21 protein-coding genes and 2 pseudogenes are annotated in these 25189 nt (G+C 71.7%); 8 read left to right on the plus strand and 15 right to left on the minus strand.

The genetic code is table 11. The features are described from left to right. Positions 1-130 precede the first annotated feature (130 nt). Positions 131-1084: pseudogene (locus tag IE277_RS47330) on the plus strand (lysylphosphatidylglycerol synthase transmembrane domain-containing protein); the annotation flags it as partial. A gap of 140 nt (positions 1085-1224) precedes the next feature. Here the strand turns inward: IE277_RS47330 and IE277_RS21115 are convergent. After that, entirely contained in the window at positions 1225-1998 is a 774-nt protein-coding gene (locus IE277_RS21115) for a creatininase family protein (protein WP_189954935.1), read from the minus strand. 38 nt (positions 1999-2036) lie between these two features. Here IE277_RS21115 and ribA point away from each other — a divergent pair, with 38 nt between their 5' ends. Next, positions 2037-2711 carry a GTP cyclohydrolase II gene (gene ribA / locus IE277_RS21120; RefSeq protein ID WP_189954690.1) on the plus strand — a complete coding sequence of 225 codons (675 nt, stop codon included), beginning with the start codon at positions 2037-2039 and terminating at the stop codon, positions 2709-2711. Between the two features lie 60 nt (positions 2712-2771). Here ribA and IE277_RS21125 read toward each other — a convergent pair whose 3' ends face one another. The 3 genes from IE277_RS21125 to IE277_RS21135 all read right to left on the minus strand — a co-directional run bounded on the left by IE277_RS21125 (position 2772) and on the right by IE277_RS21135 (position 6014). Beyond that, positions 2772-3995, minus strand: coding sequence for a serine hydrolase domain-containing protein (locus IE277_RS21125; RefSeq protein ID WP_189954692.1), 1224 nt, complete (start codon positions 3993-3995; stop codon positions 2772-2774). A gap of 64 nt (positions 3996-4059) precedes the next feature. Further along, positions 4060-5436 (minus strand): MFS transporter, encoded by a 1377-nt coding sequence (locus IE277_RS21130; protein WP_229881886.1) that lies wholly within the window; start codon positions 5434-5436, stop codon positions 4060-4062. Next, a complete protein-coding gene (locus IE277_RS21135; RefSeq protein WP_189954694.1) occupies positions 5433-6014 on the minus strand; it encodes a TetR/AcrR family transcriptional regulator in 582 nt (193 codons plus the stop codon). Before IE277_RS21135 ends, IE277_RS21130 begins: the two co-directional genes overlap by 4 nt. A gap of 136 nt (positions 6015-6150) precedes the next feature. Here IE277_RS21135 and IE277_RS21140 point away from each other — a divergent pair, with 136 nt between their 5' ends. The 3 genes from IE277_RS21140 (at position 6151) to IE277_RS21150 (ending at position 7652) form a co-directional block, all read left to right on the plus strand. After that, positions 6151-6588, plus strand: a complete 438-nt coding sequence (locus IE277_RS21140) for a PPOX class F420-dependent oxidoreductase (RefSeq protein WP_189954695.1) — start codon at positions 6151-6153, stop codon at positions 6586-6588. A gap of 104 nt (positions 6589-6692) precedes the next feature. Further along, the gene (locus IE277_RS21145) at positions 6693-7301 is read left to right on the plus strand and encodes a TetR/AcrR family transcriptional regulator (RefSeq protein WP_189954938.1); all 609 of its coding nucleotides are present in this window, start codon (positions 6693-6695) and stop codon (positions 7299-7301) included. A gap of 9 nt (positions 7302-7310) precedes the next feature. Further along, positions 7311-7652, plus strand: coding sequence for a VOC family protein (locus tag IE277_RS21150; RefSeq protein ID WP_189954697.1), 342 nt, complete (start codon positions 7311-7313; stop codon positions 7650-7652). 62 nt (positions 7653-7714) lie between these two features. On the opposite strand, the pseudogene IE277_RS47335 reads toward IE277_RS21150, so the two are convergent. After that, positions 7715-7928 (minus strand): annotated as a pseudogene (locus IE277_RS47335) (MFS transporter); the annotation flags it as partial. Between the two features lie 339 nt (positions 7929-8267). Here IE277_RS47335 and IE277_RS21160 point away from each other — a divergent pair. Beyond that, positions 8268-8783: a peptidoglycan recognition protein family protein gene (locus IE277_RS21160; RefSeq protein ID WP_189954699.1), complete on the plus strand. Its 516-nt coding sequence runs from the start codon at positions 8268-8270 to the stop codon at positions 8781-8783. A gap of 155 nt (positions 8784-8938) precedes the next feature. On the opposite strand, the gene IE277_RS21165 is transcribed toward IE277_RS21160, so the two are convergent. Next, a complete protein-coding gene (locus IE277_RS21165; RefSeq protein WP_189954701.1) occupies positions 8939-9604 on the minus strand; it encodes a TetR/AcrR family transcriptional regulator in 666 nt (221 codons plus the stop codon). 297 nt (positions 9605-9901) lie between these two features. Here IE277_RS21165 and IE277_RS21170 point away from each other — a divergent pair, with 297 nt between their 5' ends. Then, positions 9902-11779 carry an ArnT family glycosyltransferase gene (locus tag IE277_RS21170; protein WP_189954703.1) on the plus strand — a complete coding sequence of 626 codons (1878 nt, stop codon included), beginning with the start codon at positions 9902-9904 and terminating at the stop codon, positions 11777-11779. Between the two features lie 22 nt (positions 11780-11801). On the opposite strand, the gene IE277_RS21175 is transcribed toward IE277_RS21170, so the two are convergent. The 7 genes from IE277_RS21175 to tkt form a co-directional block, all read right to left on the minus strand. Beyond that, positions 11802-12389: a histidine phosphatase family protein gene (locus tag IE277_RS21175; protein WP_189954705.1), complete on the minus strand. Its 588-nt coding sequence runs from the start codon at positions 12387-12389 to the stop codon at positions 11802-11804. A 6-nt stretch (positions 12390-12395) separates the two neighbouring features. Then, the gene (gene gnd / locus IE277_RS21180) at positions 12396-13274 is read right to left on the minus strand and encodes a phosphogluconate dehydrogenase (NAD(+)-dependent, decarboxylating) (protein ID WP_189954707.1); all 879 of its coding nucleotides are present in this window, start codon (positions 13272-13274) and stop codon (positions 12396-12398) included. A 2-nt stretch (positions 13275-13276) separates the two neighbouring features. Beyond that, positions 13277-14935: a glucose-6-phosphate isomerase gene (gene pgi / locus IE277_RS21185; protein WP_189954709.1), complete on the minus strand. Its 1659-nt coding sequence runs from the start codon at positions 14933-14935 to the stop codon at positions 13277-13279. 1 nt (position 14936) lies between these two features. Beyond that, positions 14937-15863, minus strand: coding sequence for a glucose-6-phosphate dehydrogenase assembly protein OpcA (opcA, locus tag IE277_RS21190; protein WP_189954711.1), 927 nt, complete (start codon positions 15861-15863; stop codon positions 14937-14939). Further along, a complete protein-coding gene (gene zwf / locus IE277_RS21195) occupies positions 15860-17482 on the minus strand; it encodes a glucose-6-phosphate dehydrogenase (RefSeq protein ID WP_373310835.1) in 1623 nt (540 codons plus the stop codon). Before zwf ends, opcA begins: the two co-directional genes overlap by 4 nt. After that, positions 17479-18624: a transaldolase gene (gene tal / locus IE277_RS21200; protein WP_189954713.1), complete on the minus strand. Its 1146-nt coding sequence runs from the start codon at positions 18622-18624 to the stop codon at positions 17479-17481. The genes zwf and tal overlap by 4 nt, the downstream gene beginning before the upstream one ends. Before the next feature lie 66 nt (positions 18625-18690). After that, the gene (tkt, locus tag IE277_RS21205) at positions 18691-20766 is read right to left on the minus strand and encodes a transketolase (RefSeq protein WP_189954716.1); all 2076 of its coding nucleotides are present in this window, start codon (positions 20764-20766) and stop codon (positions 18691-18693) included. A 146-nt stretch (positions 20767-20912) separates the two neighbouring features. Here tkt and IE277_RS21210 point away from each other — a divergent pair, with 146 nt between their 5' ends. Further along, positions 20913-21818 (plus strand): helix-turn-helix domain-containing protein, encoded by a 906-nt coding sequence (locus IE277_RS21210; protein WP_189954717.1) that lies wholly within the window; start codon positions 20913-20915, stop codon positions 21816-21818. A gap of 18 nt (positions 21819-21836) precedes the next feature. On the opposite strand, the gene IE277_RS21215 is transcribed toward IE277_RS21210, so the two are convergent. Both IE277_RS21215 and IE277_RS21220 read right to left on the minus strand, forming a co-directional pair. Continuing rightward, entirely contained in the window at positions 21837-23249 is a 1413-nt protein-coding gene (locus IE277_RS21215) for a glycoside hydrolase family 16 protein (RefSeq protein ID WP_189954719.1), read from the minus strand. Between the two features lie 256 nt (positions 23250-23505). After that, a complete protein-coding gene (locus tag IE277_RS21220) occupies positions 23506-25179 on the minus strand; it encodes a PHP domain-containing protein (protein WP_189954721.1) in 1674 nt (557 codons plus the stop codon). Positions 25180-25189 lie beyond the last annotated feature (10 nt).

The following is a 25189-nucleotide window of genomic DNA, read 5'->3' on the forward strand; positions in this document are numbered from 1 at the left end:
CGGCCACGCGCGCGTGACGCTCAAGGGCACGCTGCACGCGCGCGTCCCCGACGGCGGACCGGCGGGCGTGTGCGTGTACGGCGCCGGCACGGCCCGCGCGCGCGTGCAGAACACGGGCACCGGGCGTGCGATGCACTCGGGCGGTATCGCGGTCGGGGAAACGGCAGCCCCGGCCCCGGCAGCCTCGGTCCCGGAAGCGTCGGTCCCTAAAGCGTCGGCCGCCGAGTCCGCCCCCGCAGCCGAACGGGCCCCCGCCCGCCGGCGTCCCGGGTCGCGGGCGCTGCGCACACACATCGGCACCTTCGCCGGCACCGTCATCCTCGCTGCCCTGCTGTGGCGGCTCGGCACCGGAGTGCTCCTGGACGGGCTGCGGCGGATCGACACCGCGACGGTGCTGGCCGCGCTGGCCATCGGCGGGGTCACCACCGTGCTGAGCGCCTGGCGCTGGCAGTTGGTGGCCCGCGGCCTGCGCATCCGGCTGCCGCTCGGCCCCGCCGTCGCCGACTACTATCGGGCGCTGTTCCTCAACGCGGCGCTGCCCGGCGGGATCCTGGGCGATGTGCACCGCGCGGTCCGGCACGGGCAGAGCACCGGTGACCTGCGGCGCGGGGTCAAAGCGGTGGTGCTGGAACGCGTCGCGGGACAGATCGCGCTCGCCGTGTTCGCGCTGGCGGTGCTGCCGACCCTGCCGTCCCCGGTCCGCGCCGACGCCCGGGACCTCGCCGCGCCGGTGGCGCTCGCCGTGACCGGCGCGCTCGCCATGGGCCTCGCCGTCCGCATGAACCGCGCGCCCTCCCGCCGGGCCGGGGCGCTCGGCACCGCGCTCGGCGAGGCCCGCGCGGGTCTGCTGTCCCGCCGAGGCGGACCCGGGATCGCGCTGTCCTCCGCCGTCGTCCTGGCCGGGCATCTGGCGACGTTCGTCCTGGCCGCCCGGGTCGCCGGCTGCACCGCCCCGGTCACGGCGCTGGTCCCGCTCGCCGTCCTCGCCCTCGTCGCCATGGGACTGCCGCTGAACGTGGGCGGTTTCGGTCCGCGCGAGGGCGTGACCGCCTGGGCGTTCGCCGCCGCCGGACTCGGCGCGAGCACGGGTGTCGCCGTCGCCGTCGTGTACGGCGTCCTCAGCTTCGTGGCGAGCCTGCCCGGCGCCGCCGTCCTCGCCGTGCGCTGGTACGCCGGGCTGCGCGGGGCGCCGGACGGGCCGCGCCCCTCGCCCGCGGGGGACCGTCAGCGCTCCCGCTCGGAGGTGAGCAACGCGAAATACGGCTCGAAGGATTCCGCCAGGCTCGCCAGCAGTGCCTTCCCCTTTTCCGCCGAACCCAGGGAAGGACGGCCGATGACGCCCGATTCGGTATAGGCGGACATTCCCACGGTGAGCAGATGACGACGGTCGTCAGCGGTGAAATCGGCGGACTCGTGACCAGGGCGGACGAATTCGGGGTGAGCGTGCAACAGAATCGAGGTCTCGATTTCCCCGGCGTGCATGTCGGTGAGCAGCGAGGTGTGCACCCCCGCCCGCTCCCGCGCCGTCTCCCAGTCCTCGGCGGCCGGGAACAGCGCCGCCCGCTCCCCCCGCGCGAAGGCCTCCTGCACGACGTTGCCCAGGACGTAGTTGCCGCCGTGGCCGTTGACCACGACGAGTGCGTCGACGCCCGAGCGGCGCAGCGACGCCGCGATGTCCGTGACCACCGCGTGCAGGGTCACGGCGGAGATGCTGACGGTTCCCGGCCAGGTGGCGTGCTCGTGCGAGCAGGAGACCGTCACCGGTGGAAGGAGGTGCACCGGGTACGCGGCGGCGATCTCCCGCGCCACGGCGCAGGCGACGAGCGTGTCGGTCACCAGCGGAAGGAACGGACCGTGCTGTTCGAAACTGCCGACGGGAAGGACGGCGACCTGTGCTGAAACGCCCGCCCCCCGCGCCGCCACGTCCTGGGTGGTGTCCGCCGGCAACACGCCGTACGACACTCCGTCCGCCGCCGTCCGCGCGCCCGAACCACTCATCATTTCACGGCCTTTCGTCTCTGCTTAGGAATCAGATCATGACAGACAACACCGGCGTCAACCTCGGCGTACTCGGCAAGAAGTCCCCGCGGCGGTCGTGCGCGGAACGCGTGGTGAATGCACCGCTGCCCACCGTGTACGGGAAATTCCAGGCGATCGGCTACCTGGACCACGATCGCGGGGACGAGCAAGTGGCCCTGGTGTACGGCGAGATCGGCACCGAGAATGTGCTGACCCGGCTGCATTCGGAGTGCCTGACCGGGGACGCGTTCGGCTCCCGGCACTGCGAGTGCGGTGACCAGCTGGCCTCGGCGCTGCGCGCCGTCGTCGCCGAAGGCAGTGGCATCGTCGTCTACTTGAGGGGCCACGAGGGCCGCGGCATCGGACTGCTGGCCAAGCTGCGTGCGATGGCCCTGCAGGCCGAGGGCCTGGACACGGTGGAGGCGAACCTCGCGCTCGGGCTGCCCGTCGACGCCCGCGACTACGGCATCGCGGCCGAGATCCTGCGCGACCTCGGGGTGCGCTCGGTACGCCTGATGTCCAACAACCCGCGCAAGCGGGAGGCGCTGGTACGGCACGGCATCCAGGTCGCCGAGCGGGTGCCGCTCCTGATCGAGCCGTGCGAGAGCAACATCACCTATCTGCGCACCAAGCGGGAGCGGATGGACCACATCCTGCCCCATCTGGACGCCGTCGTCGCCCACGGCTCCTGAAGCCGGACGGCCGGTCAGACGCCCGCCGCCTCCCCCCACGGGCGGCGGGCGACCGACCGGTCAGTCCACCAGCGTCGCGTGCACCAGCCGCCGCAGCTCGGGGAAGAGCTTGAGCGTCTTCGGGCGGACCTGCGTCATGAACTGCACCGTCAACTCGTGCGCCGGATCGACCCAGAACGCGGTCATGGCCGCACCGGTCCAGCCGTAGGTGCCGAGTACGGAGGGGGACAGCGTGCGGGACGGGTCGGTCACCACGGACACGTTGAAGCCGAAGCCGAGTCCGTCGTTGCCGGGCTCCCGGTGGACCGGGGCGCCGAAGGAGCGCAGGTCCACGTCGCCCGGCAGCTGGTTGCGGGTCATCGACGCGACCGTGTCCGTGGTCAGCAGCCGGACCCCGTCCAGCTCGCCGCCCCGGCGCAGCATCTCCATGAACCGGTGGAAGTCGTACGCGCAGGAGACCAGTCCGCCGCTGCCGGAGAGGAAGCGCGGCCGGCCGCGCAGCGGCAGTCCCGGCACCGGCTCGATCCCGCCGTCGTCGGTCTCGCCGTACAACTCGGCCAGCCGGCCCGCCTGTCCGGGCCCGAGGTGGAAGCCGGTGTCGGTCATGCCGAGCGGACGCAGGATCCGCTCGGCGAAGAAAGCGTCCAGCGGCTGCCCGGACACGACCTCGATCACCCGGCCCAACACGTTGGAGGCGACCGAGTAGTTCCACTGGGTGCCGGGTTCGAACTGCAACGGCATCCGCGCGTACACCGCGGCCGCCTCGGCCAGATCGGCGCCGGGCGGGGACGAGTTCGCCAGCCCCGAGGCGCGGTAGCGGGCGTCGACCGGGTGCCGGTGGTAGTAGCCGAACGTCAGGCCCGCGGTGTGGGTGAGCAGATGCCGGATGAGGATCGGGCCGGCGGCGGGCCGGGTGCGCAGGTCCGGTCCCGAACCGCCTTCGTACACCCTGGGCTCGGCGAACGCCGGCAGATGGCGGCCGAGCGGGTCGTCCAGCGCCAGCCGGCCCTGCTCCACCAGCATCAGCACGGCGACCGCGGTGACCGGCTTGGTCATCGAGTAGATCCGCCACAGGGTGTCCGCCGTGACCGGCAGCCCGGCCGCCACATCACGCCGGCCGTGGGTGGTGAGCCGGGCGACCCGGCCGCCGCGGGACAGGGCCAGGAGAAAGCCCGGCAGCCGCCCCTGGTCGACATGGCCGGCGAGCCGCCGGTCCAGCCGGTCCAGCGCCTTGACGTCCAGCCCCGCCTCGTCCGGGTCGACTTCCTGCCGCAGTGGTGCCATCGCTCTCCTCCGGTCGCCTGGCCGCGGTGCCTCCCCGACCGACCGTCACGGAGGCACCCGTGCGTCATCGTCGCGCAGCAGCACCCCCATGGACCCGCTCATCAGCGGTGGGTGTGATCGACACGACGCCGCCGGCTCCGGACGGCGCCTCCTGCGCGTCGGTCCCGGGCAGTGCCCGCGCCAGGAGCAGGCCGACGGCCGCGACGGCCGCGAGGGTGAGCAGCGCGGGCCCGGTCCCGGTGCCCATCAGCGCGCTCGCCGTGGCCACGCCCACGGCCGGGCCGATGTTCAACGCCGTCTGCTGCAGTCCGCCCGCCACTCCGGCCACGGCCACCTCCGCCCGGCGTACGATCACCTGGGTCGCCGCCACCATCACCGTCCCGAACCCCGCGCCCAGCAGCGCGAACGCACAGCCGAACACCGGCGCGGAGCCGGCCTCGGACAGCACGAGCACACCGAGGACGAGCAGGGCCGTCGCCGCCGTGATCGCGGCGCGCACCCCGAGGCGGCGCAGCAGCGCCGGGCACAGCGCGGCGGACGCCACCATCAGCACGGCCAGCGGCAGACCGCGCAGCGCGCTGTGCAACGGGTCGAGGCCGAGCCGCCGTTGCAGTACATAGGTGGCGACGAAGAGGGCGCCGAACAGGGCCGCGGACACGGTGAGCAGGACGCCGAGCGCCGCTGCGATCGCCCGGGAGCCGATGACCGAGGGCGGCAGCAGCGGACCGGCCGTACGGCGTTCGTGCCGCACGAGGACGGCGGTGGTGACCGCGGCGACGGCGAGCCCCGACCCGGAGAACGGCCGCGTGGTCAGGGAGTGCACCAGGCAGGCCAGGGTCACCGCGACCAGCACGGCACCCGGCACGTCCAGAGGTGTCCGGGAGCCCGCGGGCGGCCGGCCCTTCCGCAGCAGGGCGGGCAGGCCGAAGACGAGCGAGGGCAGGACGTTGACGAAGAACACCGCCCGCCAGCCCAGTGCCGTCACCAGTGCCCCGCCCACCAGCGGACCCGCGGCCGCCGCCAGCCCGATCGCCGCGGTCCGCACGGCCAGCGGCCTGGTCAGCCGGTCCGCCGGGAACGCGGCCCGCAGCATGCCCAGCGTGGCCGGCTGCAACAGCGCACCGAACACCCCCTGGAGCGCCCGCAGTCCGATCACCCACCCCACCCCGGGCGCGACCCCGATCCCCGCCGACGCCGCCCCGAACCCCAGCATGCCGAGCGCGAACACCCGATGCTGTCCGTACCGGTCGCCGAGCCGCCCCGCGAACACCAGCAGGCTCGCCACCGCGACGAGATAGGCCGTACTGGTCCACTGCACCTCGGCGAGCGAGGCACCCAGTTCCTGCTGCAGGCGCGGCTGGGCGACGGTGAGGACCGTACCGTCCAGTGCGACGACCACCGCGCCCGCCACGCTGCTCGCCATGGTCCAGCGCGGGTTCACCGGCCGCCCTCCGCACCCAGATGCGCCACCAGTACCGCATCGAGCAGCGGACCCAAGTCATCGTCCTCGACGGCGAGTTGGAGGCTGCGCCAGCGCCACAGCTGGGCGAGGCCGTGCAGATTCGCCCACAACGCGCCCGCCACCCGGCGGGCGTCTGCCTCCGGACGGGCCGCACCGACCAGTCCCGTGAGCACCCCGAACAGCGGAAGGCTCGTCTCCCGCAACCCCAACTGTCCGCTCTCCAACAGATCATGACGGAACATCAGCTCGTACATGCCGGGGTTGTCCGACGCGAACCCCAGATACGTCCGGGCCAGCGCCGCCACCCGTGCCCGGGGGTCCGCCGGGGCGTGCGCGAGCGTCGTCCGCGCGCGCACGCCCAGGTCGGCGAAGCCCTGGCGGGCGATGGCCGACAGCAGTTCCAGATGGGTGGGGAAGTGGCGGCGCGGCGCGCCGTGCGAGACGCCGGCGCGCCGGGCGATCTCCCGCAGGGTCAGCGCCCGCAGCCCCTCGGCGGCCAGCAGCTCCACACCCACGTCGACCAGACGCTCACGCAACCCCATGTCGGATTCAGGCATAGACACTGTCTACCAGGGCGAGGTAGACAGTGTCTACAGCATGGCCGCTGACCGCATGACCGCATGACCGCATGACCGCATGACCGCGTGGCCGGTGCGGGGAATGCGATGCCCTTTCCGGCGAGTTGACGCTGGTATGACTCACGACACCGCGCAGGACGCACTGCTCGAACTGCTCGCGGCGGGCCACGCGGGCGTCCTGGTGACCCTCAAGCAGGACGGCCGTCCCCAGCTGTCCAACGTCTCCCACGCCTACGACCCGGGCGAGCGGATCATCCGGATCTCCGTCACCGACGACCGCGCCAAGACCCGCAATCTGCGCCGCGACCCCCGCGCCTCGTACCACGTCACCAGCGACGACCGCTGGGCGTACACCGTCGCCGAGGGAACGGCCGAGCTGACGCCGGTCGCCCGGGACCCGCACGACGACACCGTCGAGGAGCTGATCCGCCTCTACCGGGACGCCGTCGGCGAACACCCGGACTGGGACGACTACCGGGCGGCGATGGTCCGCGACCGTCGGCTCGTGGTGCGCCTGCGCGTCGACCGGGCGTACGGCGTCCCGAAGCGCTGACCCGCGACGGACTCCCGCTGCGCCGCCCCGGTGGCCGCCGCCGTTATGACGCCGGTCATAGAGTGTGGGGCATGGAGCGCGAAGGCGAGGAGCGGAGGCCGGCGATGGGCGAGGAGCGTCGGGGTCCCCGGGAGCGGATGGTCTTCAGCGCGGCCCAGCTCATCCGGCAGGGCGGCGTCGCCGCGACCGGTATGCGCGAGGTCGCCGCGCACGCCGGCGCACCGCGCGGCTCGCTCCAGCACTACTTCCCGGGCGGAAAGGAACAGCTGGTCGACGAGGCGGTCGGCTGGGCGGGCCGGTACGCCGGCCGGCGGATCGCCCGCTTTCTCGCGGGCCTGGCGGAGCCGACCCCGAGCGGGCTGTTCGCGGCGATGGCCGCGCAGTGGACCGACGAGTACACGGCGGACGGCTTCGGGGCGGGCTGCCCCCTCGCCGCCGCCACCGTCGAGTGCGCCGCCGCCGGCGGCTCGACCCGGCAGGCCGTGGCCGCCGCGTTCACGACCTGGCGGACCCCGCTCGCCGAGGCCCTGGCCGGCCTGGGCGTCCCCATGGCCCGCGCCGACTCGCTGGCCACGCTGATGATCAGCACCCTGGAGGGCGCGATCCTGATGTCCCGCGCCGCACAGGACGTACGCCCCCTGACCACGGCCGTACAGGAACTCGGCCCGCTGCTCGACGCGGCGGTGCTTGTCCGGGGCGGCCCGCCGCACTAGCCTCCGCGCGTGATCAACGGTGCGCATGTGGTGCTCCACAGCCAGGACGCGGAGGCCGACCGGGCCTTTCTGCGTGACACCCTCGGGTGGGCACATGTCGACGCGGGCCATGGCTGGCTCATCTTCCAGGCGCCGCCCGCCGAGGTGGCCTGCCACCCGACGGACGGCGAGCCGACGCACGAACTGATGCTGATGTGCGATGACCTCGACGCGACGCGGCGGCAACTCGCCGAGCAGGGAGTGGAGTTCACCCGGCCGGTGGAGGAGGCCCGCTGGGGCCGGGTGACCGCCCTGCGGCTGCCCGGCGGCGGCGAACTCGCCCTGTACGAGCCACGCCACCCGAAACCCTAGGGCCTCTTCGGCGGACCCGAGCCGGTCTCACGCCGTGATCCGCTCCGCCGGTTCCGGCCGCGACCGGCGATCTGGGCGGCGAAGGTGACCGCGAACCCGGCCACCGCGAAGCCGGTCTGCGTGCCGATCGCCATGCCGGACAGCCGGACCCGGGTCGCGAACATCTCGCCGTAGAAGGCCGGCCACACCCCGTTCGCGGCGCTGTGGACGACCCCGAAGGCCACGGATCCCGAGGATCAGGGTCAGTGGCCGCGAATGGGCGGAGACCGCCCACAACGCGACATCCCGACCGCGTCACCGATGGCGTACGCCAGTGCCCATACGGCAGCAAAGGTGCTTACGCGAGATCGATGACGACGAAGGCCGACAGCTTCGAGGTGCTGTACCCGAGATCGTCCCGTACTCGCAGCGCGCCGTAGTGCCCGGGCCGCGGCACGAGAAGTCGTTGCCGCACAACCCAGTGGGTATGTACTGCAACAGCGACTACTGGCGGGGCATCGCCACCACCGGCCTTTACCAGGACTCAGCTGGGCAGAACTGCGCACGTGGGCCCTGCCGTTCGCCGGTTCGCCGAAGCCGGCGTCCGATCGCCACCGTCTCGATGGAGGAGGTTCGGTGAAACTCGTCTCTCGCGCCCAGTGGGGTGCCCGGCCATGGCGGGAGCCCAATGGCTCCATCCCCTACGCCGGGCCACGGAAGGGAACGAAGCTCCACTACCTGGGAACTGCCTACACGTTCGGGCCGCACAACTCATGTCCCGTCTATGTGCGGAAGCTGCAGGCATCCCACATGGACGTCGAGGGATGGTCGGACATCGGCTACTCGTTCGTGGTCTGTGAGCACGGCTACGTCTTCGAGGGCCGCGGTCTGGTCCGCCGCAACAGCGCCAACGGCAACGTGTCACTCAACGAAGCCCACTACGCCGTCGCTGCCCTGCTGGGGGCCTCGGGCTCGACCCATCCGACCGACGTCCAGTTACGCGGGCTCCGGGATGCGATCGACTACTGCCGCGCCGACGGCCCGGCGGGCACTGAGATCAAGGGTCACCGCGACGGCTACCCAACCTTGTGCCCTGGCGACGTCCTGTACGCCTGGGTCCGAGCCGGGGCCCCTGGCCCAACGCCCCCGTAAATGAAGGGCGGAGACTCGACGAAGAGGTGAGCGGCCGCCCTGTCAGGAGGTCGGGCGCGACGAGCCTCGCGCCCGCTGCGGTCGCCGCTGCCACCAGGCCAACCTGATAGACCGAGGATGGGCGCGCTGCCTGCGCGCCCGCGGTGCCATGGGCGTCAGCCGGCCGTCCGCTCCGCCGTCAGGTAGGCGATCACCATGTCGCCGAGCATGGTCCGGTAGTGCTCCCGCCGGGCGGGATCCACCAGGTCCCGGCCGAACAGCGCGCCGAAGGTGTGCCGGTTGGCGACCCGGAAGAAGCAGAACGAGCTGATCATCGCGTGCAGGTCGACGGCGTCCACATCGGCCGTGAACAGCCCCGACTCCTGCCCCGTGGCGAGGATCCGGCGGATCACCTCCAGGGCCGGGGAGCCGATCCTGCCGAGTTTCCCGGAGGCCGCGATGTGCTCGGCGTCGTGGATGTTCTCGATGCTGACCAGGCGGATGAAGTCCGGGTGCCGCTCGTGGTGGTCGAAGGTCAGCTCGGCCAGCCGGCGGATCGCGGCGACCGGGTCCAGATGCTCGACGTCCAGGTGCTGCTCGGCCTCGCGGATCACCCCGTACGCCCGCTCCAGAACGGCCGTGAACAGCTGCTCCTTGCCGCCGAAGTAGTAATAGATCATCCGCTTGGTGGTGCGGGTGCGGGCCGCTATCTCGTCCACCCGCGCGCCGTCGTAGCCGGCCCGTGCGAACTCCTGCGTGGCCACGTCGAGGATCTCGGCCCTGGTGCGGGCGGCGTCGCGCCCCCGTCCTTCAGGGCGTACCGGTTCTGCGACGCTGGTCATCGGTTTCCTTCGGGCCGGGAGGACGCCGGGTCGGCGCGCTCGGTCGGCGCGCTCGTGCGCGTGCCGGTGATTGTAGAAGCAGGGCGCCAGGGCTGCCGGGGTCAGCTCGGGTCGTACGGAAGACCCGGTGCCGGGCGAAAGAGGCGGTGAAGGAGCCGGTGAGCCGGCGGTGAGACCTCGGTGAGACCCGACCCCAGGGCGCGCCACGCCCCGGTCCGGCGGCCGATACTCGCACGGTGCGGGGCGTACCCGGTGTCCCGGACCCGAGAGCCCCTGGTCCGGGTCCCTGGAAGTCCCATGCCGATCACCGCCGGCGGGCCGTTGCTGCGCGCCGACCTGCCGCCGACCGCACCCGCCCCGCGAATATCCGCCCGCGCCGACCGCTACGAGCGGCCGGCGCTGGGCCTGCTCGCCCTGCTCGCCGCCGTCCTGTGCCTGTGGGGCCTGGACCACAGCACCTACCACGCGTTCTACGCGAGCGCGGTACGCAGCATGACCGACAGCCCGGCCGACTTCTTCTACGGCTCCTTCGATCCGGCGGGCTCCATCACCCTGGACAAGCTGCCCGGATTCCTGTGGCCGCAGGCTCTCTCCGCGCTGGTCTTCGGCTTCCACCCCTGGGCGCTGGTGCTGCCCCAGGCCCTGGAGATGGTCGGCTGCGTCCTGCTGCTGCATCTGCTGGTGCGCCGCTGGGCCGGAGTGCCCGCGGGGCTGCTGGCCGCCGCGTTCTTCACCTTCACCCCGGTCACGGTGGGCCTCGGCCGCTCGGTCACCGAGGACGCCCCGTTCGTGCTGCTTCTGCTGCTGGCCGCCGAGGCCACCTGGCGGGCCAGTGAGCGGGCCCGCCCGCGCACCCTGCTGCTCGCGGGTCTGTGGGTGGGCCTCGCCTTCCAGTGCAAGATGCTGGAGGCATGGGCGGTGCTGCCCGCGCTGGCCGTGACCTACCTCGTCGCCGCGCCCGCCGCACCGCGCCGCCGTATCGCGCATGTGGCTCTCGCGGGAGCCGTGACTGTGGCGGTGTCGCTGTCGTGGATGCTGGCCGTGTCCCTCACTCCGGCGGGCGCCCGCCCGTACCTCGACGGCACCACCGACGACTCCCCGTTCGCGCTCGTCGTCGGCTACAACTTCCTGACCCGTTTCCAGTCCGTCGGCATCGACGCGGCGGGCACCGGCAGCATCGTGGCGAGCCGGGCGGCCCGCGCCGGCTCACATCTGGGACCGGGCATGGGCGACGGCGTGGGGAAGATGTTCAGCCCGGGCCTGGCCACCCAGACCGGCTGGCTGTACCCGCTGGCCGCGCTCGGCCTCGTCGGCGGGCTGCTGGCACTGCGGCGGCGCCGGGCGCCGCGCACCGACCGGCTGCTCGCCGGCTATGTGCTGTGGGGCGGATGGCTCGCGACCTTCTTCACCATCTTCAGCTTCGGCAGCGTCACCGGCCACACCTACTACATGGGTGTCGTCGCGGTGGCCGTCGCCGCGCTCGCCGGGGCCGGCGTCGCCCGGGCCCGCCGCCCCCGGGTGCTCGCCGCCGTCCTCGCCGTCGACGTCGCCTGGTGCGTGGCCCTGACGTTGTGGTACCCGCGCTTCCAGCCCTGGGCGGCGCCCTGCGCGGTCGCCCTCGGCCTGTTCGCCGCGCTGCTCGCCGGGCTGCGCCGGCCGCCCGCCGCGCTCGCCGCAGCCCTCGCCTCGGTCCTGCTGATACCGGCCGTCTGGACGTCCTGCGCACTGTCCCCGCGCTACAACCAGCCCGGCGCCTTCGGCCGGGTCGGCCCCACCAGCACCCGCGCCGGCTTCCCGCCGTCCCCCCTCGGGCCCCAGCACCGGCGGCTGCTCGCCTATCTGACCGCGCACCGCGACGGGGCCCGCTATCTGGCGGCCCTTCCCGACTGGTCGGACGCCGCGCCGTACATCATCACCGCCGACGCTCCCGTCCTGCCGATGGGCGGCTTCACCGGCCACGTCCCCTATCCGGCACCGGCCGCCTTCCACCACCTGCTCGACACCGGGCGGTTGCGCTATGTCGTCCTGACGGAGCCCGCCTTCCGGGTGCACACCCCGGCCGGGGCACTGGTCCGCTGGACCGCCGCCCACTGCACGCTCGTCCCGCGCGACGCCTACGACCCCCGCGACCGCAGCCGGCTGCTGTACGACTGCGGCCCGGCCCACCAGAGGTGAACCGGGCCGCGTGAACGCGACGTCAGGGCCGTCCGTTCCACTCCGCGATCACGGGGCGGTCGTGTTCGGTGGACAGCCGGCTGACCGTGGCCGTGGCCAGCTGGAACAGCCGGCCCTCGGCGGGCGGCAGGCCCAGCCTGCGGGCGGTGAGCACCCGCAGGAAGTGGGCGTGGGCCACGAGGATCACGTCCCCCTCGGCCAGGGCCGGCTCCAGGCGGGCCAGCACCCGGTCGGCGCGGGCGCCGATCTGCTCCGGTGACTCGCCGGGATGCCCCTCGGGGCCGGGCGGTACGCCGTCGGTCCACAGGTCCCAGCCGGGGCGCGCCCGGTGGATGTCGACCGTGGTGACACCTTCGTAGCCGCCGTAGTCCCACTCGTGCAGATCGGGGTCGGGCACGACCCCGCTCAGGCCCGCCAGTTCGGCGGTGCGTATCGCGCGGCCCAGCGGGCTGGCCAGCGCGAGGGCGTAGGTCCGGTCGGTGAGCAGCGGGGCGAGGGACTTGGCCTGTTCCTCGCCGTGCCGGGTCAGGGGCAGGTCGGTCCAGCTGGTGTGCTGGCCCGACCGGCTCCACTCCGTCTCACCGTGGCGGACCAGCAGGAGGTCCCCCACGGCGGATCAGTCCTTCGTCTCGACCGCGTGGCCGCCGAACTGGTTGCGCAGCGCCGCGATCATCTTCATCTGCGGGGAGTCGTCCTGCCGGGAGGCGAACCGGGCGAACAGGGACGCGGTGATCGCCGGGAGCGGCACGGCGTTGTCGATGGCCGCCTCCACCGTCCAGCGGCCTTCGCCGGAGTCCTCCGCGTAGCCGCGCAGCTTCTCCAGGTGCTCGTCCTCGTCCAGGGCGTTGACCGCGAGGTCGAGCAGCCAGGAGCGGATGACGGTGCCCTCCTGCCAGGAGCGGAACACCTCACGGACGTTCTCCACCGAGTGGACCTTCTCCAGCAGCTCCCAGCCCTCGGCGTACGCCTGCATCATGGCGTACTCGATGCCGTTGTGGACCATCTTCGAGAAGTGCCCGGCGCCGACCCGGCCGGCGTGGACATAGCCGTACGGGCCCTCCGGCTTGAGCGCCTCGAAGATCGGGTGCAGCCGCTCCACATGCTCCTTGTCGCCGCCGACCATGAGCGCGTAGCCGTTCTGCAGACCCCACACACCGCCGGAGACACCGGCGTCGACGAAGCCGATGCCCTTGATGGCGAGGGCGGCGGCGTGCTTCTCGTCGTCCGTCCAGCGGGAGTTGCCGCCGTCGATCACCGTGTCGCCGGGCTGCAGCAGATCGCCGAGCTCGTCGACGACGGTCTGGGTGGCGGTGCCCGCCGGGACCATGACCCAGATGTTGCGGGGCGCGTCGAGCTTCTCGACCAGTTCGGCCAAGGACTTGACGTCGGAGACCTCGGGGTTGCGGTCGTAGCCGATGACGGTGTGGCCGGCGCGGCGGATCCGCTCGCGCATGTTGCCGCCCATCTTGCCGAGACCGATGAGACCCAGTTGCATGATCAGTTCTCCGATGCGTTCTTGAGGGTGCGGTAGACGCCGACGAGGGCCTGGGACGAGGGGTCGAGACCGGGGACGTCAGCACCTTCGGTGAGGGCGGGCTCGACCCGCTTGGCGAGGACCTTGCCCAGCTCCACGCCCCACTGGTCGAAGGAGTCGATGTTCCACACCGCGCCCTGCACGAACACCTTGTGCTCATAGAGGGCGATCAGCTGGCCGAGCACCGACGGGGTCAGCTCGCCGGCGAGGATCGTGGTGGTGGGGTGGTCGCCGAGGAAGGTGCGGTGGGGCACCTGCTCCTCGGCCACACTCTCCGCACGGACCTCCTCGGCGGTCTTGCCGAAGGCCAGCGCCTGGGTCTGGGCGAAGAAGTTGGCCATCAACAGATCGTGCTGGGCCTTGAGTTCACCACTCAGCTCGTCGACGGGCCGGGCGAAGCCGATGAAGTCCGCCGGGATCAGCTTGGTGCCCTGGTGGATCAACTGGTAGTAGGCGTGCTGCCCATTGGTGCCGGGCGTGCCCCACACCACCGGCCCGGTCTGCCACTGAACCGGCTCGCCGTCGCGCTGCACCGACTTGCCGTTGGACTCCATGTCCAGCTGCTGGAGATAGGCGGTGAACTTCGACAGATAGTGGCTGTACGGCAGCACCGCGTGCGACTGGGCGTCGAAGAAATTGCCGTACCAGATGCCCAGCAGGCCGAGCAGCAACGGCGCGTTGGCCTCGGCGGGAGCGGTGCGGAAGTGCTCGTCCATCAGCCGGAAGCCGTCGAGCATCTCGCGGAACCGGTCGGGTCCGATCGCGATCATCAGGGACAGGCCGATCGCGGAGTCGTACGAGTACCGGCCGCCGACCCAGTCCCAGAACTCGAACATGTTGTCCGGGTCGATACCGAACTCGGTGACCTTCTCGGCGTTCGTCGACAGCGCCACGAAGTGCTTGGCCACCGCCTTCTCCTCGCCGTCGAAGGCCTTCAGCAGCCAGGAGCGCGCCGAGGTGGCGTTGGTGATCGTCTCGATCGTGGTGAACGTCTTGGACGCGACGATGAACAGGGTCTCCGCCGGATCCAGGTCACGGGTCGCCTCGTGCAGGTCGGCGCCGTCCACGTTCGACACGAAGCGGAACGTCAACTCCCGTGCGGTGTACGGGCGCAGCACCTCGTAGGCCATCGCCGGGCCGAGGTCGGAGCCGCCGATACCGATGTTGACGACGTTCTTGATGCGCTTGCCGGTGTGGCCGGTCCACTCACCGGAGCGGATCCGGCCGGCGAAGCGGGCCATCTTGTCCAGCACCGCGTGCACGTTCGGGACGACGTTCTCGCCGTCGACCTCGATCACCGCGTCGCGCGCGGCGCGCAGCGCGGTGTGCAGGACCGCGCGGTTCTCGGTGACGTTGATCCGCTCGCCGCGGAACATGGCGTCGCGCAGCGCGAACACGCCGGTGGCGCCGGCGAGTTCCTGGAGCAGGGCCAGGGTCTCGTCGGTGATCAGGTGCTTGCTGTAGTCGATGTACAGGTCGCCGACCCGTACGGCATACCGCTCGGCGCGGCCGGGGTCCGCGGCGAACAGCTCGCGCAGATGCGGGCGCCCCTCGGCGCGGTGGTCGGCGAGCGCCGCCCACTCCGGCCGGTTGACGAGCTTCGGAAACTCGGACTCTGCCATCTCAGGCGTTCTCCTTGGCGGCCTCGCCCCTGAGGGCGATGGCGTACATCTCGTCGGCGTCGAGGCGGCGCAGTTCCTCGGCGATGAGTTCGGAGGTGGAGCGGACCTTCAGGGCCAGGGTGCGCGGCGGCTGGCCCGGCAGGGTCAGGGTCGCGAGGGGGCCCTCGGGGCGGTCGATGACGATCTCGCCGTTCGCGGTGCCGAGGCGTACGGCCGTCACGACCGGGCCCGCGGTGATCACGCGGTCCACCGTGACGCCGAGGCGGGCCTCCAGCCAGCGCGAGAGCAGTTCGGCGCTGGGGTTGTCGGCCTCGGCCTCGACGGCCGCCGAGGTCACCTCGGTGCGGGCCTGGTCCAGGGCGGCGGCCAGCATGGAACGCCACAGCGTGAGCCGGGTCCAGGCGAGGTCGGTGTCGCCCGGGGCATAGTTGCGGGCCCGGGTCTCCAGGACCTCCATCGGCCGCTCGACCGCGTACAGGTCGGTGATCCGCCGCTGGGCCAGCGCGCCGAGCGGGTCCTTCGAGGGGGTGTCGGGGGCGTCCACCGGCCACCACACGACGACGGGCGCGTCCGGCAGCAGCAGCGGCAGCACGACCGAGTCGGCGTGGTCGGACACCTCGCCGTAGGTGCGCAGCACGACCGTCTCGCCGGTGCCGGCCTCGGAGCCGACCCGGACCTCGGCATCCAGCCGGGAGTGGGTGCGGTCGCGCAGGGTGCGGGCGTGCCGCTTGATGACGACCAGGGTCCGCGAGGGGTGCTCGTGCGAGGCCTCCTCGGCGGCCTTGATCGAGTCGTAGGCGTTCTCCTCGTCCGTGACGATGACCATCGTCAGGACCATGCCCACGGCCGGGGTGCCGATGGCGCGGCGGCCCTGCACCAACGCCTTGTTGATCTTGCTTGCCGTGGTGTCGATCAGGTCGATCTTCATGGCCTGCGCCAGCTCCGTCCGTCTCGTGCGAGCATCTCGTCCGCTTCCCTCGGTCCCCAGCTGCCCGACGCGTACTGCGCCGGCCTGCCGTGCGCCGCCCAGTACTCCTCGATCGGGTCGAGGATCTTCCAGGACTCTTCCACTTCCTGGTGACGGGGGAACAAATTCGCGTCGCCGAGCAGCACGTCCAGGATGAGCCGCTCATACGCCTCGGGGCTCGACTCCGTGAACGACTCGCCGTAGGCGAAGTCCATCGACACGTCCCGGATCTCCATCGACGTGCCCGGCACCTTGGAGCCGAACCGCACGGTCATGCCCTCGTCGGGCTGGACGCGGACGACGATCGCGTTCTGGCCCAGTTCCTCGGTGGCGGTGGAGTCGAACGGGGAGTGCGGGGCCCGCTTGAAGACCACCGCGATCTCGGTGACCCGGCGGCCCAGCCGCTTGCCGGTGCGCAGATAGAAGGGGACGCCCGCCCAGCGACGGTTGTCGATGCCCAGCTTGACGGCGGCGAAGGTGTCGGTCTTCGACGTGGGGTCGATGCCGTCCTCCTCCAGATAGCCGACGACCTTCTCGCCGCCCTGCCAGTCCTGGGCGTACTGGCCGCGCACGGTGTGCTTGCCCAGGTCCTCCGGCAGCCGCACCGACTTCAGCACCTTCAGCTTCTCGGTGAGCAGCGCGTCCGCGTCGAAGGCGATCGGCTCCTCCATGGCCGTGAGGGCCATGAGCTGCAGCAGGTGGTTCTGGATGACGTCACGGGCGGCGCCGATGCCGTCGTAGTAGCCGGCCCGGCCGCCGATACCGATGTCCTCGGCCATGGTGATCTGCACATGGTCGACGTACGAACGGTTCCAGATCGGCTCGTACATCTGGTTGGCGAAGCGCAGCGCCAGGATGTTCTGGACGGTCTCCTTGCCCAGGTAGTGGTCGATGCGGAACACCTGGTCCGGCTCGAACACATCGTGCACGATGCCGTTCAGCTCGATGGCGCTGGCGAGGTCATGGCCGAACGGCTTCTCGATGACCGCGCGCCGCCAGGAACCCTCGGGCGGGGAGGCCAGGCCGTGCTTCTTGAGCTGCTGCACGACCTTGGGGAAGAACTTCGGCGGGACGGAGAGGTAGAAGGCGAAGTTGCCGCCGGTGCCGCGGGAGGCGTCCAGCTCCTCGACGGCGTCCTTGAGCTGCTTGAACGCGGTGTCGTCGTCGAAGTCACCGGGGATGAACCGCATGCCCTCGGCGAGCTGCTGCCACACCTCCTCGCGGAACGGGGTGCGGGAGTGCTCGCGCACCGAGTCGTGCACGACCTGCGCGAAGTCCTGGTCCGCCCACTCCCGGCGGGCGAAGCCGACGAGGGAGAAGCCCGGCGGCAGCAGACCGCGGTTGGCGAGGTCGTACACCGCCGGCATCAGCTTCTTGCGGGACAGATCACCGGTCACACCGAAGATGACCAGCCCGGACGGGCCCGCGATCCGGGGGAGCCGGCGGTCGCGGGTGTCCCGCAGCGGGTTCACCCAGTCGGCGGCCGGGGCCACCGGCACGGTCACCTTCGCCGGTGCCTTCGCGGGCGCCTTCGCGGGCTCCGGATCGGGTGCCGGGGCGGCGGGTGCGTTGTCGGTCATCGGGCGTCAACTCCCTTGCTCGTCAGGGACTTCGCTACGGCGTCCAGCAGTTCCTGCCAGGCCGCCTCGAACTTCGCGACGCCCTCGTCCTCCAGCTGCTGGACGACCTCGTCGTAGGAGATGCCGAGCCGCTCCACGGCGGCCAGGTCGGCACGGGCCTGCGCGTAGCCGCCGCTCACCGTGTCGCCGGTGATCTCGCCGTGGTCCGCGACGGCGTTCAGCGTGGCCTCGGGCATGGTGTTGACCGTGCCCGGCGCGACCAGCTCGTCGACGTACAGGGTGTCCTTGTACGCGGGGTCCTTCACACCGGTCGACGCCCACAGCGGACGCTGCCTGTTGGGCTGCTCGCCGGAGAGGGCCTGCCAGCGCCCGGACGCGAAGACCTCCTCGTACGCCTCGTAGGCGAGACGGGCGTTGGCGAGGGCGGCGCGGCCCTTGAGGCCGAGGGCCTCGTCGGTGCCGATCGCGGTGAGCCGCTTGTCGATCTCGCTGTCCACGCGGGAGACGAAGAAGGACGCCACCGAGTGGATCGTGGAGAGGTCGATGCCGCGCTCCCTGGCCTTCTCCAGGCCGGCCAGGTAGGCGGCCATGACCTCGCGGTAGCGCTCCAGGGAGAAGATCAGCGTGACGTTGACGCTGATGCCGAGGCCGATGACCTCGGTGATCGCCGGCAGGCCCGCCTCGGTCGCCGGGATCTTGATCATCACGTTGGGGCGGTCGACCAGCCAGGCCAGCTGCTTGGCCTCGGCGACGGTGGCCGCCGTGTCGTGGGCGAGCCGGGGGTCGACCTCGATGGAGACCCGGCCGTCCTGACCGCCGGTGGTGTCGTACACGGGGCGCAGGATGTCGGCGGCGGCGCGCACATCGGCGGTCGTCATCATCCGCACGGCCTCGTCCACGGTGACACCCCGTACGGCGAGGTCGGTGAGCTGCTCCTCGTACCCCGCGCCGGAGCCGATGGCGGCCTGGAAGATCGACGGGTTGGTGGTGACACCGACGACGTTCTTGTTCTCGATCAGTTCCGCCAGGTTGCCCGAGGCGATCCGCCCCCGCGACAGGTCGTCCAGCCAGATGGAGACTCCTTCGTCGGCGAGGCGCTTGAGGGCTCCGGCGGTGGCGAGTGCTTCGGTCACGTCATTCATCTTTCTTGTCTTCTCGTCGCGTTGTCTTCTCGCGGACGTATATCGCGGATTGTTGTCGCGTTCGGGTCAGGCGCGCGAGGCGGCGAGCGACTCGCGGGCCGCGGCGGCGACGTTCTCGGGGGTGAAGCCGAACTCGGCGAAGAGGGTCCCGGCGTCGGCGGAGGCGCCGAAGTGCTCCAGGGAGACGATCCGGCCGGCGTCACCGACGTAGCGGTACCAGGTCAGCCCGATCCCGGCCTCCACGGCGACCCGGGCCCGCACGGCCGGCGGCAGCACCGCGTCCTGGTACGCCTGGTCCTGCTCCTCGAACCACTCCACGGACGGCATCGACACCACGCGCGTGCCGATCCCCTCCGCCTGGAGCGCCTCCCGCGCGGCCACGGCCAGCTGCACCTCGGAACCCGTCGCGATGATGATCACCTCCGGGACCTCGGTGTGGGACTCGCGCAGCACATAGCCGCCCTTGGCCGCGTCCTCGTTCGGCGCGTACACCGGCACGCCCTGGCGGGTGAGCGCGAGCCCGTGCGGGGCGGGGTTCGTGGCGTGCCTCTTCAGGATCTCGGCCCAGGCGATCGTGGTCTCGTTGGCGTCCGCCGGGCGGACGACGTTCAGGCCCGGGATCGCGCGCAGCGAGGCCAGGTGCTCGACCGGCTGGTGGGTGGGGCCGTCCTCGCCGAGGCCGACGGAGTCGTGCGTCCACACGTACGTCACCGGCAGCTGCATCAGTGCCGACATCCGCACGGCGTTGCGCATGTAGTCGGAGAAGACGAGGAAGGTGCCGCCGTAGATCCGGGTGTTGCCGTGCAGGGCGATGCCGTTCATCTCCGCGGCCATGGAGAACTCGCGGATGCCGAAGTGCACGGTACGGCCGTAGGGGTCGGCCTCGGCCAGCGGGTTGCCCTTCGGCAGGAAGGAGCTGGCCTTGTCGATGGTGGTGTTGTTCGAGCCGGCGAGGTCGGCGGAGCCGCCCCACAGCTCGGGCAGCACCGGGCCGAGGGCCTGCAGCACCTTGCCGGAGGCGGCACGGGTCGCGACCGGCTTGCCCACCTCGAACACCGGCAGCGCGTCCTGCCAGCCCGCCGGCAGCTCGCCCTTGCTGACGCGCTCGAACAGCTCGGCCCGCGCCGGCTGCGCGGTGCGCCACTCGGCGATCCGCTTGTCCCAGGCCGCGTGCGCCTCGGCGCCCCGGTCCAGGGCCCGCCGGGAGTGCGCGAGGACCTCGTCCTCGACCTGGAAGGTCCGCTCGGGGTCGAAGCCGAGCAGCCGCTTGGTGGCCGCGATCTCGTCCTCGCCCAGCGCGGAGCCGTGGGAGGCCTCGGTGTCGCGCGCGTTCGGGGCCGGCCAGGCGATGACCGTGCGCATCGCGATGATCGAGGGCCGCCCGGTCTCCGCCTGCGCGGCCTTCAGCGCCGTGTACAGGGCCTCGGTGTCGACATCGCCGTCGGCGGTGGGCGCGATGCGCTGGGTGTGCCAGCCGTAGGCCTCGTACCGCTTCAGCACGTCCTCGGAGAACGCGGTCGCGGTGTCGCCCTCGATGGAGATGTGGTTGTCGTCGTAGAGGAAGACCAGGTTGCCGAGCCTTTGGTGGCCGGCCAGCGAGGAGGCCTCGGCGGAGACGCCCTCCTCCAGGTCGCCGTCGGAGACGATCGCCCAGATGGTGTGGTCGAAGGGGGAGGTGCCCTCGGGGGCGTCCGGGTCGAACAGGCCGCGCTCGTAGCGGGCCGCCATCGCCATGCCCACCGCGTTGGCGACACCCTGGCCCAGCGGGCCCGTGGTGGTCTCGACACCGGCGGTGTGCCCGTACTCGGGGTGGCCGGGGGTCTTCGAACCCTGGGTGCGGAACGCCTTCAGATCGTCCAGCTCCAGCTCGTAGCCCGCCAGGAACAGCTGGGTGTACAGGGTCAGCGAGGTGTGCCCGGGGGAGAGGACGAAGCGGTCGCGGCCGGTCCACTCCGGGTCGGCCGGGTCATGACGCATCACTTTCTGAAAGATCGTGTACGCGGCGGGCGCCAGGCTCATCGCCGTGCCCGGGTGGCCGTTGCCCACCTTCTGGACCGCGTCGGCCGCCAGCAGACGGGCGGTGTCCACGGCACACCGGTCGAGGTCGGTCCACTCGAAGCCATCGGATGTCTGCGTGGTCATCTTCAAGAAGTCCTCGTTGGGTGTGCGATTGCTGACCTGACACGTTCAAACTTAAAAGTCTGACTTTTTCGAGGGAAGGTCGGGGTGTGTCAGCCTGTGGTGAATCTGGGACAGTGATCGCGCGACAGGGACGGCACGAAAAGGACATGGCTGACACAACGCCCCAAGCTGAGGGATCGGGTGCGGGCGGGGAGGGGATCAGGACCTTCCCCTTCCCGACGGAACTGTCCGTCGGCGGCGTCGGCATGCAGATCGGCTCCATGGGCACCGACCGCACCTGGCACGCCGACGCCCCGCTGCACCGTGTCCACCGCATCGACTTCCATGTCGTCATGCTCTTCACCGGCGGTCCCGTACGCCACATGATCGACTTCGCCGAGTACGAGGCCGGCGCCGGCGACCTGCTGTGGATCCGCCCCGGACAGGTCCACCGCTTCTCCCGCGACACCGTGTACCGCGGCACCGTCCTGACCATGCAGCCCGGTTTTCTGCCCCGCGCCACCGTCGAGGCCACCGGCCTGTACCGGTACGACCTGCCGCCCCTGCTGCACCCCGACCCGGACCGGCTCACCGCCCTCCAGGCCTCCCTCGACCAGCTGCGGCGCGAGTACGAGGACACCACGACGCTCCCGCTGAGCCTGCACACCGCGGTCCTGCGGCACACCCTCACGGCGTTCCTGCTGCGCCTCGCCCATCTCGCGGCCAGCTCCGTGGAGGCCACCCGGCAGCAGGCGGACAGCACCTTCACCCGCTACCGGGAAGCCGTCGAGCACGGCTTCGCCACCAACCACAGCGTCAGCGCCTACGCCGACACCCTCGGCTACTCCCGCCGCACCCTCGTCCGTGCCGTCCGGGCCGCCACCGGTGAGACCCCGAAGGGATTCATCGACAAACGTGTCGTCCTGGAGGCCAAACGCCTCCTCGCCCACACGGACATGCCGATCGGCCGCGTCGGGGTGGCCGTGGGCTTCCCCGACGCGGCGAACTTCACCAAGTTCTTCCATCTGCACACCGGACAGACCCCGGTGGCCTTCCGGGCGGAGCTGCGCTGACGCACCGGCGCCGGGGCGTCAGTGACCGAAGTCGAACCAGTTCACGTTCACGAAGTCGGACGGCTGGCCGCTGCTGAAGGTCAGATAGACGTCGTGCGTGCCGGTGACCGAGCCGATGTTGGCCGGGATCGTACGCCAGGACTGCCAGCCGCCGGTGTTGCCGACCGCGAAGCTGCCGATGGGCGCGTTGCCACGGCTGTCCAGCCGCACCTCGACCAGTCCGCTGACGCCGTCGGCCGCGCCGCTCGCCACTCGGGCGTGGAACTGGGTGGCCGCCGTGGAGCCGAAGTCCACGCCCTTGTACAGCGCCCAGTCGCCGTTCGCGATCCAGCCCATGTCCTGGCCGCCGCCGGTGTCCGCGGTGGTCTCGGTGCTCACGCCGGACTGGCTGTCGTAGGACTCGGCCTGGACCGGGCTGTAGGCGTCGCGGCCGCCGGACGGCGGGGGAGTGGTGCCGCCACTGCCCGGGGACTGCAGCACCTGGACGTAGTCGACGGCCATCGGGTGACCGGGGTCCGTGGCGCCGGTCGGGCCGCCACCGAATGCCGCGGGGAAGCCACCGCCCATCGCCACGTTCAGGATCACGAAGAAGCCGTGGTTCGTGGCGTTGGCCCAGGTCGTCGCGTCCACCTGGTTCGCGGTGACCGTCTGGTAGGTGACGCCGTCGACGGCGAAGCGGATCGCCTCGGGACTCACCGAGCGGTCCCACTCCATCGTGTAGGTGTGGAAGCCCGACTGGCAGGTGGTGTCGGGGCAGGCGGTGGAATTGCCGAGACCCGTGGTCTCGTTGCAGGGGCCGCCGGGGTCGGTGCCGCAGTGCATCGTGGCCCAGGTCTTGTTCAGGCCGTTGACGTTCTCCATGACGTCCAGCTCGCCGACGCCCGGCCAGTTCTGGTAGTTGCCGCGGTAGGACGCGCCCAGCATCCAGAACGCGGGCCAGTAGCCGGCGGCCGCGTCGCCGGTCACATTCGGCATCTGGATCCTGGCCGCCACGCGCAGCCTGCCGCCGGCCGGGGGACGGAAGTCGGTGCGGGTGGTCTCGATCCGGCCGGAGGTCCAGTTGCCGGAGGCGTCGCGGCGCGGGGTGATGAGCAGGTTGCCGTTGCCGTCGAGGGCGACGTTGTTCGTGCTCGACGTCATCGTCTCGACCTCGCCGGTGCCCCAGTTCGCGGCGCCGCCGGGATAGGAAGTCCCGGTGTCGTACTGCCAGTTGGAGGTGTTGACACCGGAGCCGGCCGCGCCGTCGAAGTCATCGAGGAAGAGCTGGGTCCAGCCGGAGGGCACGCCGGGCGCGGAGGCGCTGGCGGGGAGCGTGGCGGTCGTCGCGACCGCGGCCGCCAGGCCGATGGTGGCGAGTGCGGCGACAAGGGCACGGCGGACGGAGCGCCGCCGTCTGTGAACCACGGGGGGTATGCCGGAGGTTTCGCTCATGGGGGTGCCTCTCGGGTACGGGGTGGGGTGCGCGGGTGCGCCTCCGAGAGCGCCACACCAGTCTGAGAGCGCTCTCAAAGTGCGCCCAATGTGCTCTCCGTGCCTGCGGCCGTCAAGAGTTAAAACAAAGAATCTCCTTGGCTCTCAAGGGAGTTCACGCCGTGAAAGCGACCGCGCTGCCCGCCTTCCAGTCCGCCCACGACAGGTGCCCGCGAGCGTCGAGCCGTCGTTGCATCGACAAGGCGGCGTTCTTGGTTCAGCGGCCGTCGGTCACGTCGACGAAGACGGGGTTGGAGTAGAACCAGGTGTCGGCCCATGGGTCGCCGTCGCCGGGCTCGTGGGGGACCGGGCCGTTCGGGTCGACGGCCGCGCCCAGGTAACCCGTGCCGTGCCGCTCGCCGTCGCTGCCGCGCAGCCGGACGTAGAAGGACTCGTCCCCGGCGGTGAGCGGGATGCGCAGGGTGTACGTCCCCGTGCGGCCGGACACGTCCAGTGTGCGCGCCACCCGGGTGTCGGGCGCCTGCCACGCGTCCCGGTCGGCGACCGGCCCGCGCACCGCGCCCCGGATCACGTCCACCTGCGCCAACCGCGGGACGATTCCCCGCGGGTTGGCGCGGGAGGCGGTCGTCACGGTGACGTACAGGGTGATGCGCTCGCCCTTGCGGACGCACAGCCGGCCGCCCAGGGTGACACCGCGCCCGTGGTCGCAGTCCCGCTTCAGCCGCACGTCGAGCCCGTCGATCAGATGCCCGTGGTCCACCCAGACGCGGCCCGCGCGCAGACCCGCCATCACGGCGCGGTAGCCGTATCGGGTCACGCCGACGTGGGTGCGGCTGAAGGCGCCGGGCCAGAAGTCGCTGCCGGGCTGCGGGGTGTCCGTGTTCACCGGGTCGGGCAGCTTGCCGGTGTTGTCGAAGTTCTGCCCGGCCGGCCAGTCGCCGTTCTTCCAGGTGTCGAAGACCGTGCGGTGGTTGTCGGAGTTGGAGGTGATCGTGAACAGCCTGCCCTCGGCCAGCATCGCGTCCCACAGCCCGCCGACGGTCGCGGTCGCCCAGTCGAATCCGCCGTACGTCAGATACGCGTCCGCCGGATAGCCCGCGAAGGACTGTGCCGACGGCTTGTTCTCGTACTCGCCGCGGATCGATGTCGCGCCGCGCCAGCCGGGGATCGCCGCGCCCTGGGCGCCGGGCGCGCCCTCCATGCCGATCACGACCTCGGGGGCCGCGTCCCGCCAGGCGCGTATCTCGTGCGGGGAGTCGATACCGAGGCGCAGGGGGTGGTTGGCGAGGACGAGGACGTCGTCGACGTAGCCGGTGCGGCGCTGGTCGGCCAGCCACCGGACGGCCTTCACGGCGTGGGCCTCGTTGCGTACGGTGTCCGCGTCGGCGGCGCCGCCCTTGTCGTAACCGAGGAGTTTGCCGTCGTAGGCCAGCTCGAACCGGGTGAGCAGGTCGACCTCGTTCGGGCCGGGCGCGGCGAACACCGTGGCGTGCTCGGCGGCCGGGATGTACCACTCCAGGCCCTGGAAGATCAGCTGGCGCGGATTCTCGGCGCGGGCCCTGACGATCTCCTGGTGCTCCAGCGCGGCGCCGTGGCGGGCGTGCCCGAAGTTGGCGTGCTCGTTGAAGACCATCCAGTCCAGGCCGTACGTGGCGGCGGCCCTGGCCTGCTGGGAGAAGGTGTACTTGGCGTCGTGGCTGTAGACGGAGTGGACGTGGTGGTCGCCGACCAGGTAGGCGAGCCGCGGATCCTCACCGCCGAGGGTGCGCCGCGGGGCGGCGAGCGCGGGGGCCGCCGCCGGTCCGAGGGCGAAGGCGGCACCGAACAGGCCCGCGCGACACAGGAGTCGGCGTCTCGACACGCCCTGGGCGTCGAGGGCGGCGGGGGAGACGGAAGGGTCGGCCCAGGTGGGCAGCTGCTGCTGGGTCATGGTCTTTCGT

This window comes from Streptomyces alanosinicus, assembly GCF_014650595.1.
GTDB lineage: Bacteria > Actinomycetota > Actinomycetes > Streptomycetales > Streptomycetaceae > Streptomyces > Streptomyces alanosinicus.

Coding starts and splice junctions, on each gene's coding strand:
- IE277_RS21165 (WP_189954701.1), bottom strand. CDS start 9,604: ATGACCAGCGTCGCAGAACCGGTACGCCCTGAAGGACGGGGGCGCGAC.
- ribA (WP_189954690.1), top strand. CDS start 2,037: ATGACAGACAACACCGGCGTCAACCTCGGCGTACTCGGCAAGAAGTCC.
- IE277_RS21115 (WP_189954935.1), bottom strand. CDS start 1,998: ATGAGTGGTTCGGGCGCGCGGACGGCGGCGGACGGAGTGTCGTACGGC.
- opcA (WP_189954711.1), bottom strand. CDS start 15,863: ATGAAGATCGACCTGATCGACACCACGGCAAGCAAGATCAACAAGGCG.
- IE277_RS21220 (WP_189954721.1), bottom strand. CDS start 25,179: ATGACCCAGCAGCAGCTGCCCACCTGGGCCGACCCTTCCGTCTCCCCC.
- IE277_RS21210 (WP_189954717.1), top strand. CDS start 20,913: ATGGCTGACACAACGCCCCAAGCTGAGGGATCGGGTGCGGGCGGGGAG.
- gnd (WP_189954707.1), bottom strand. CDS start 13,274: ATGCAACTGGGTCTCATCGGTCTCGGCAAGATGGGCGGCAACATGCGC.
- IE277_RS21125 (WP_189954692.1), bottom strand. CDS start 3,995: ATGGCACCACTGCGGCAGGAAGTCGACCCGGACGAGGCGGGGCTGGAC.
- IE277_RS21170 (WP_189954703.1), top strand. CDS start 9,902: ATGCCGATCACCGCCGGCGGGCCGTTGCTGCGCGCCGACCTGCCGCCG.
- zwf (WP_373310835.1), bottom strand. CDS start 17,482: ATGACCGACAACGCACCCGCCGCCCCGGCACCCGATCCGGAGCCCGCG.
- IE277_RS21145 (WP_189954938.1), top strand. CDS start 6,693: ATGGGCGAGGAGCGTCGGGGTCCCCGGGAGCGGATGGTCTTCAGCGCG.
- IE277_RS21215 (WP_189954719.1), bottom strand. CDS start 23,249: ATGAGCGAAACCTCCGGCATACCCCCCGTGGTTCACAGACGGCGGCGC.
- tal (WP_189954713.1), bottom strand. CDS start 18,624: ATGAATGACGTGACCGAAGCACTCGCCACCGCCGGAGCCCTCAAGCGC.
- IE277_RS21140 (WP_189954695.1), top strand. CDS start 6,151: ATGACTCACGACACCGCGCAGGACGCACTGCTCGAACTGCTCGCGGCG.
- tkt (WP_189954716.1), bottom strand. CDS start 20,766: ATGACCACGCAGACATCCGATGGCTTCGAGTGGACCGACCTCGACCGG.
- pgi (WP_189954709.1), bottom strand. CDS start 14,935: ATGGCAGAGTCCGAGTTTCCGAAGCTCGTCAACCGGCCGGAGTGGGCG.
- IE277_RS21135 (WP_189954694.1), bottom strand. CDS start 6,014: ATGCCTGAATCCGACATGGGGTTGCGTGAGCGTCTGGTCGACGTGGGT.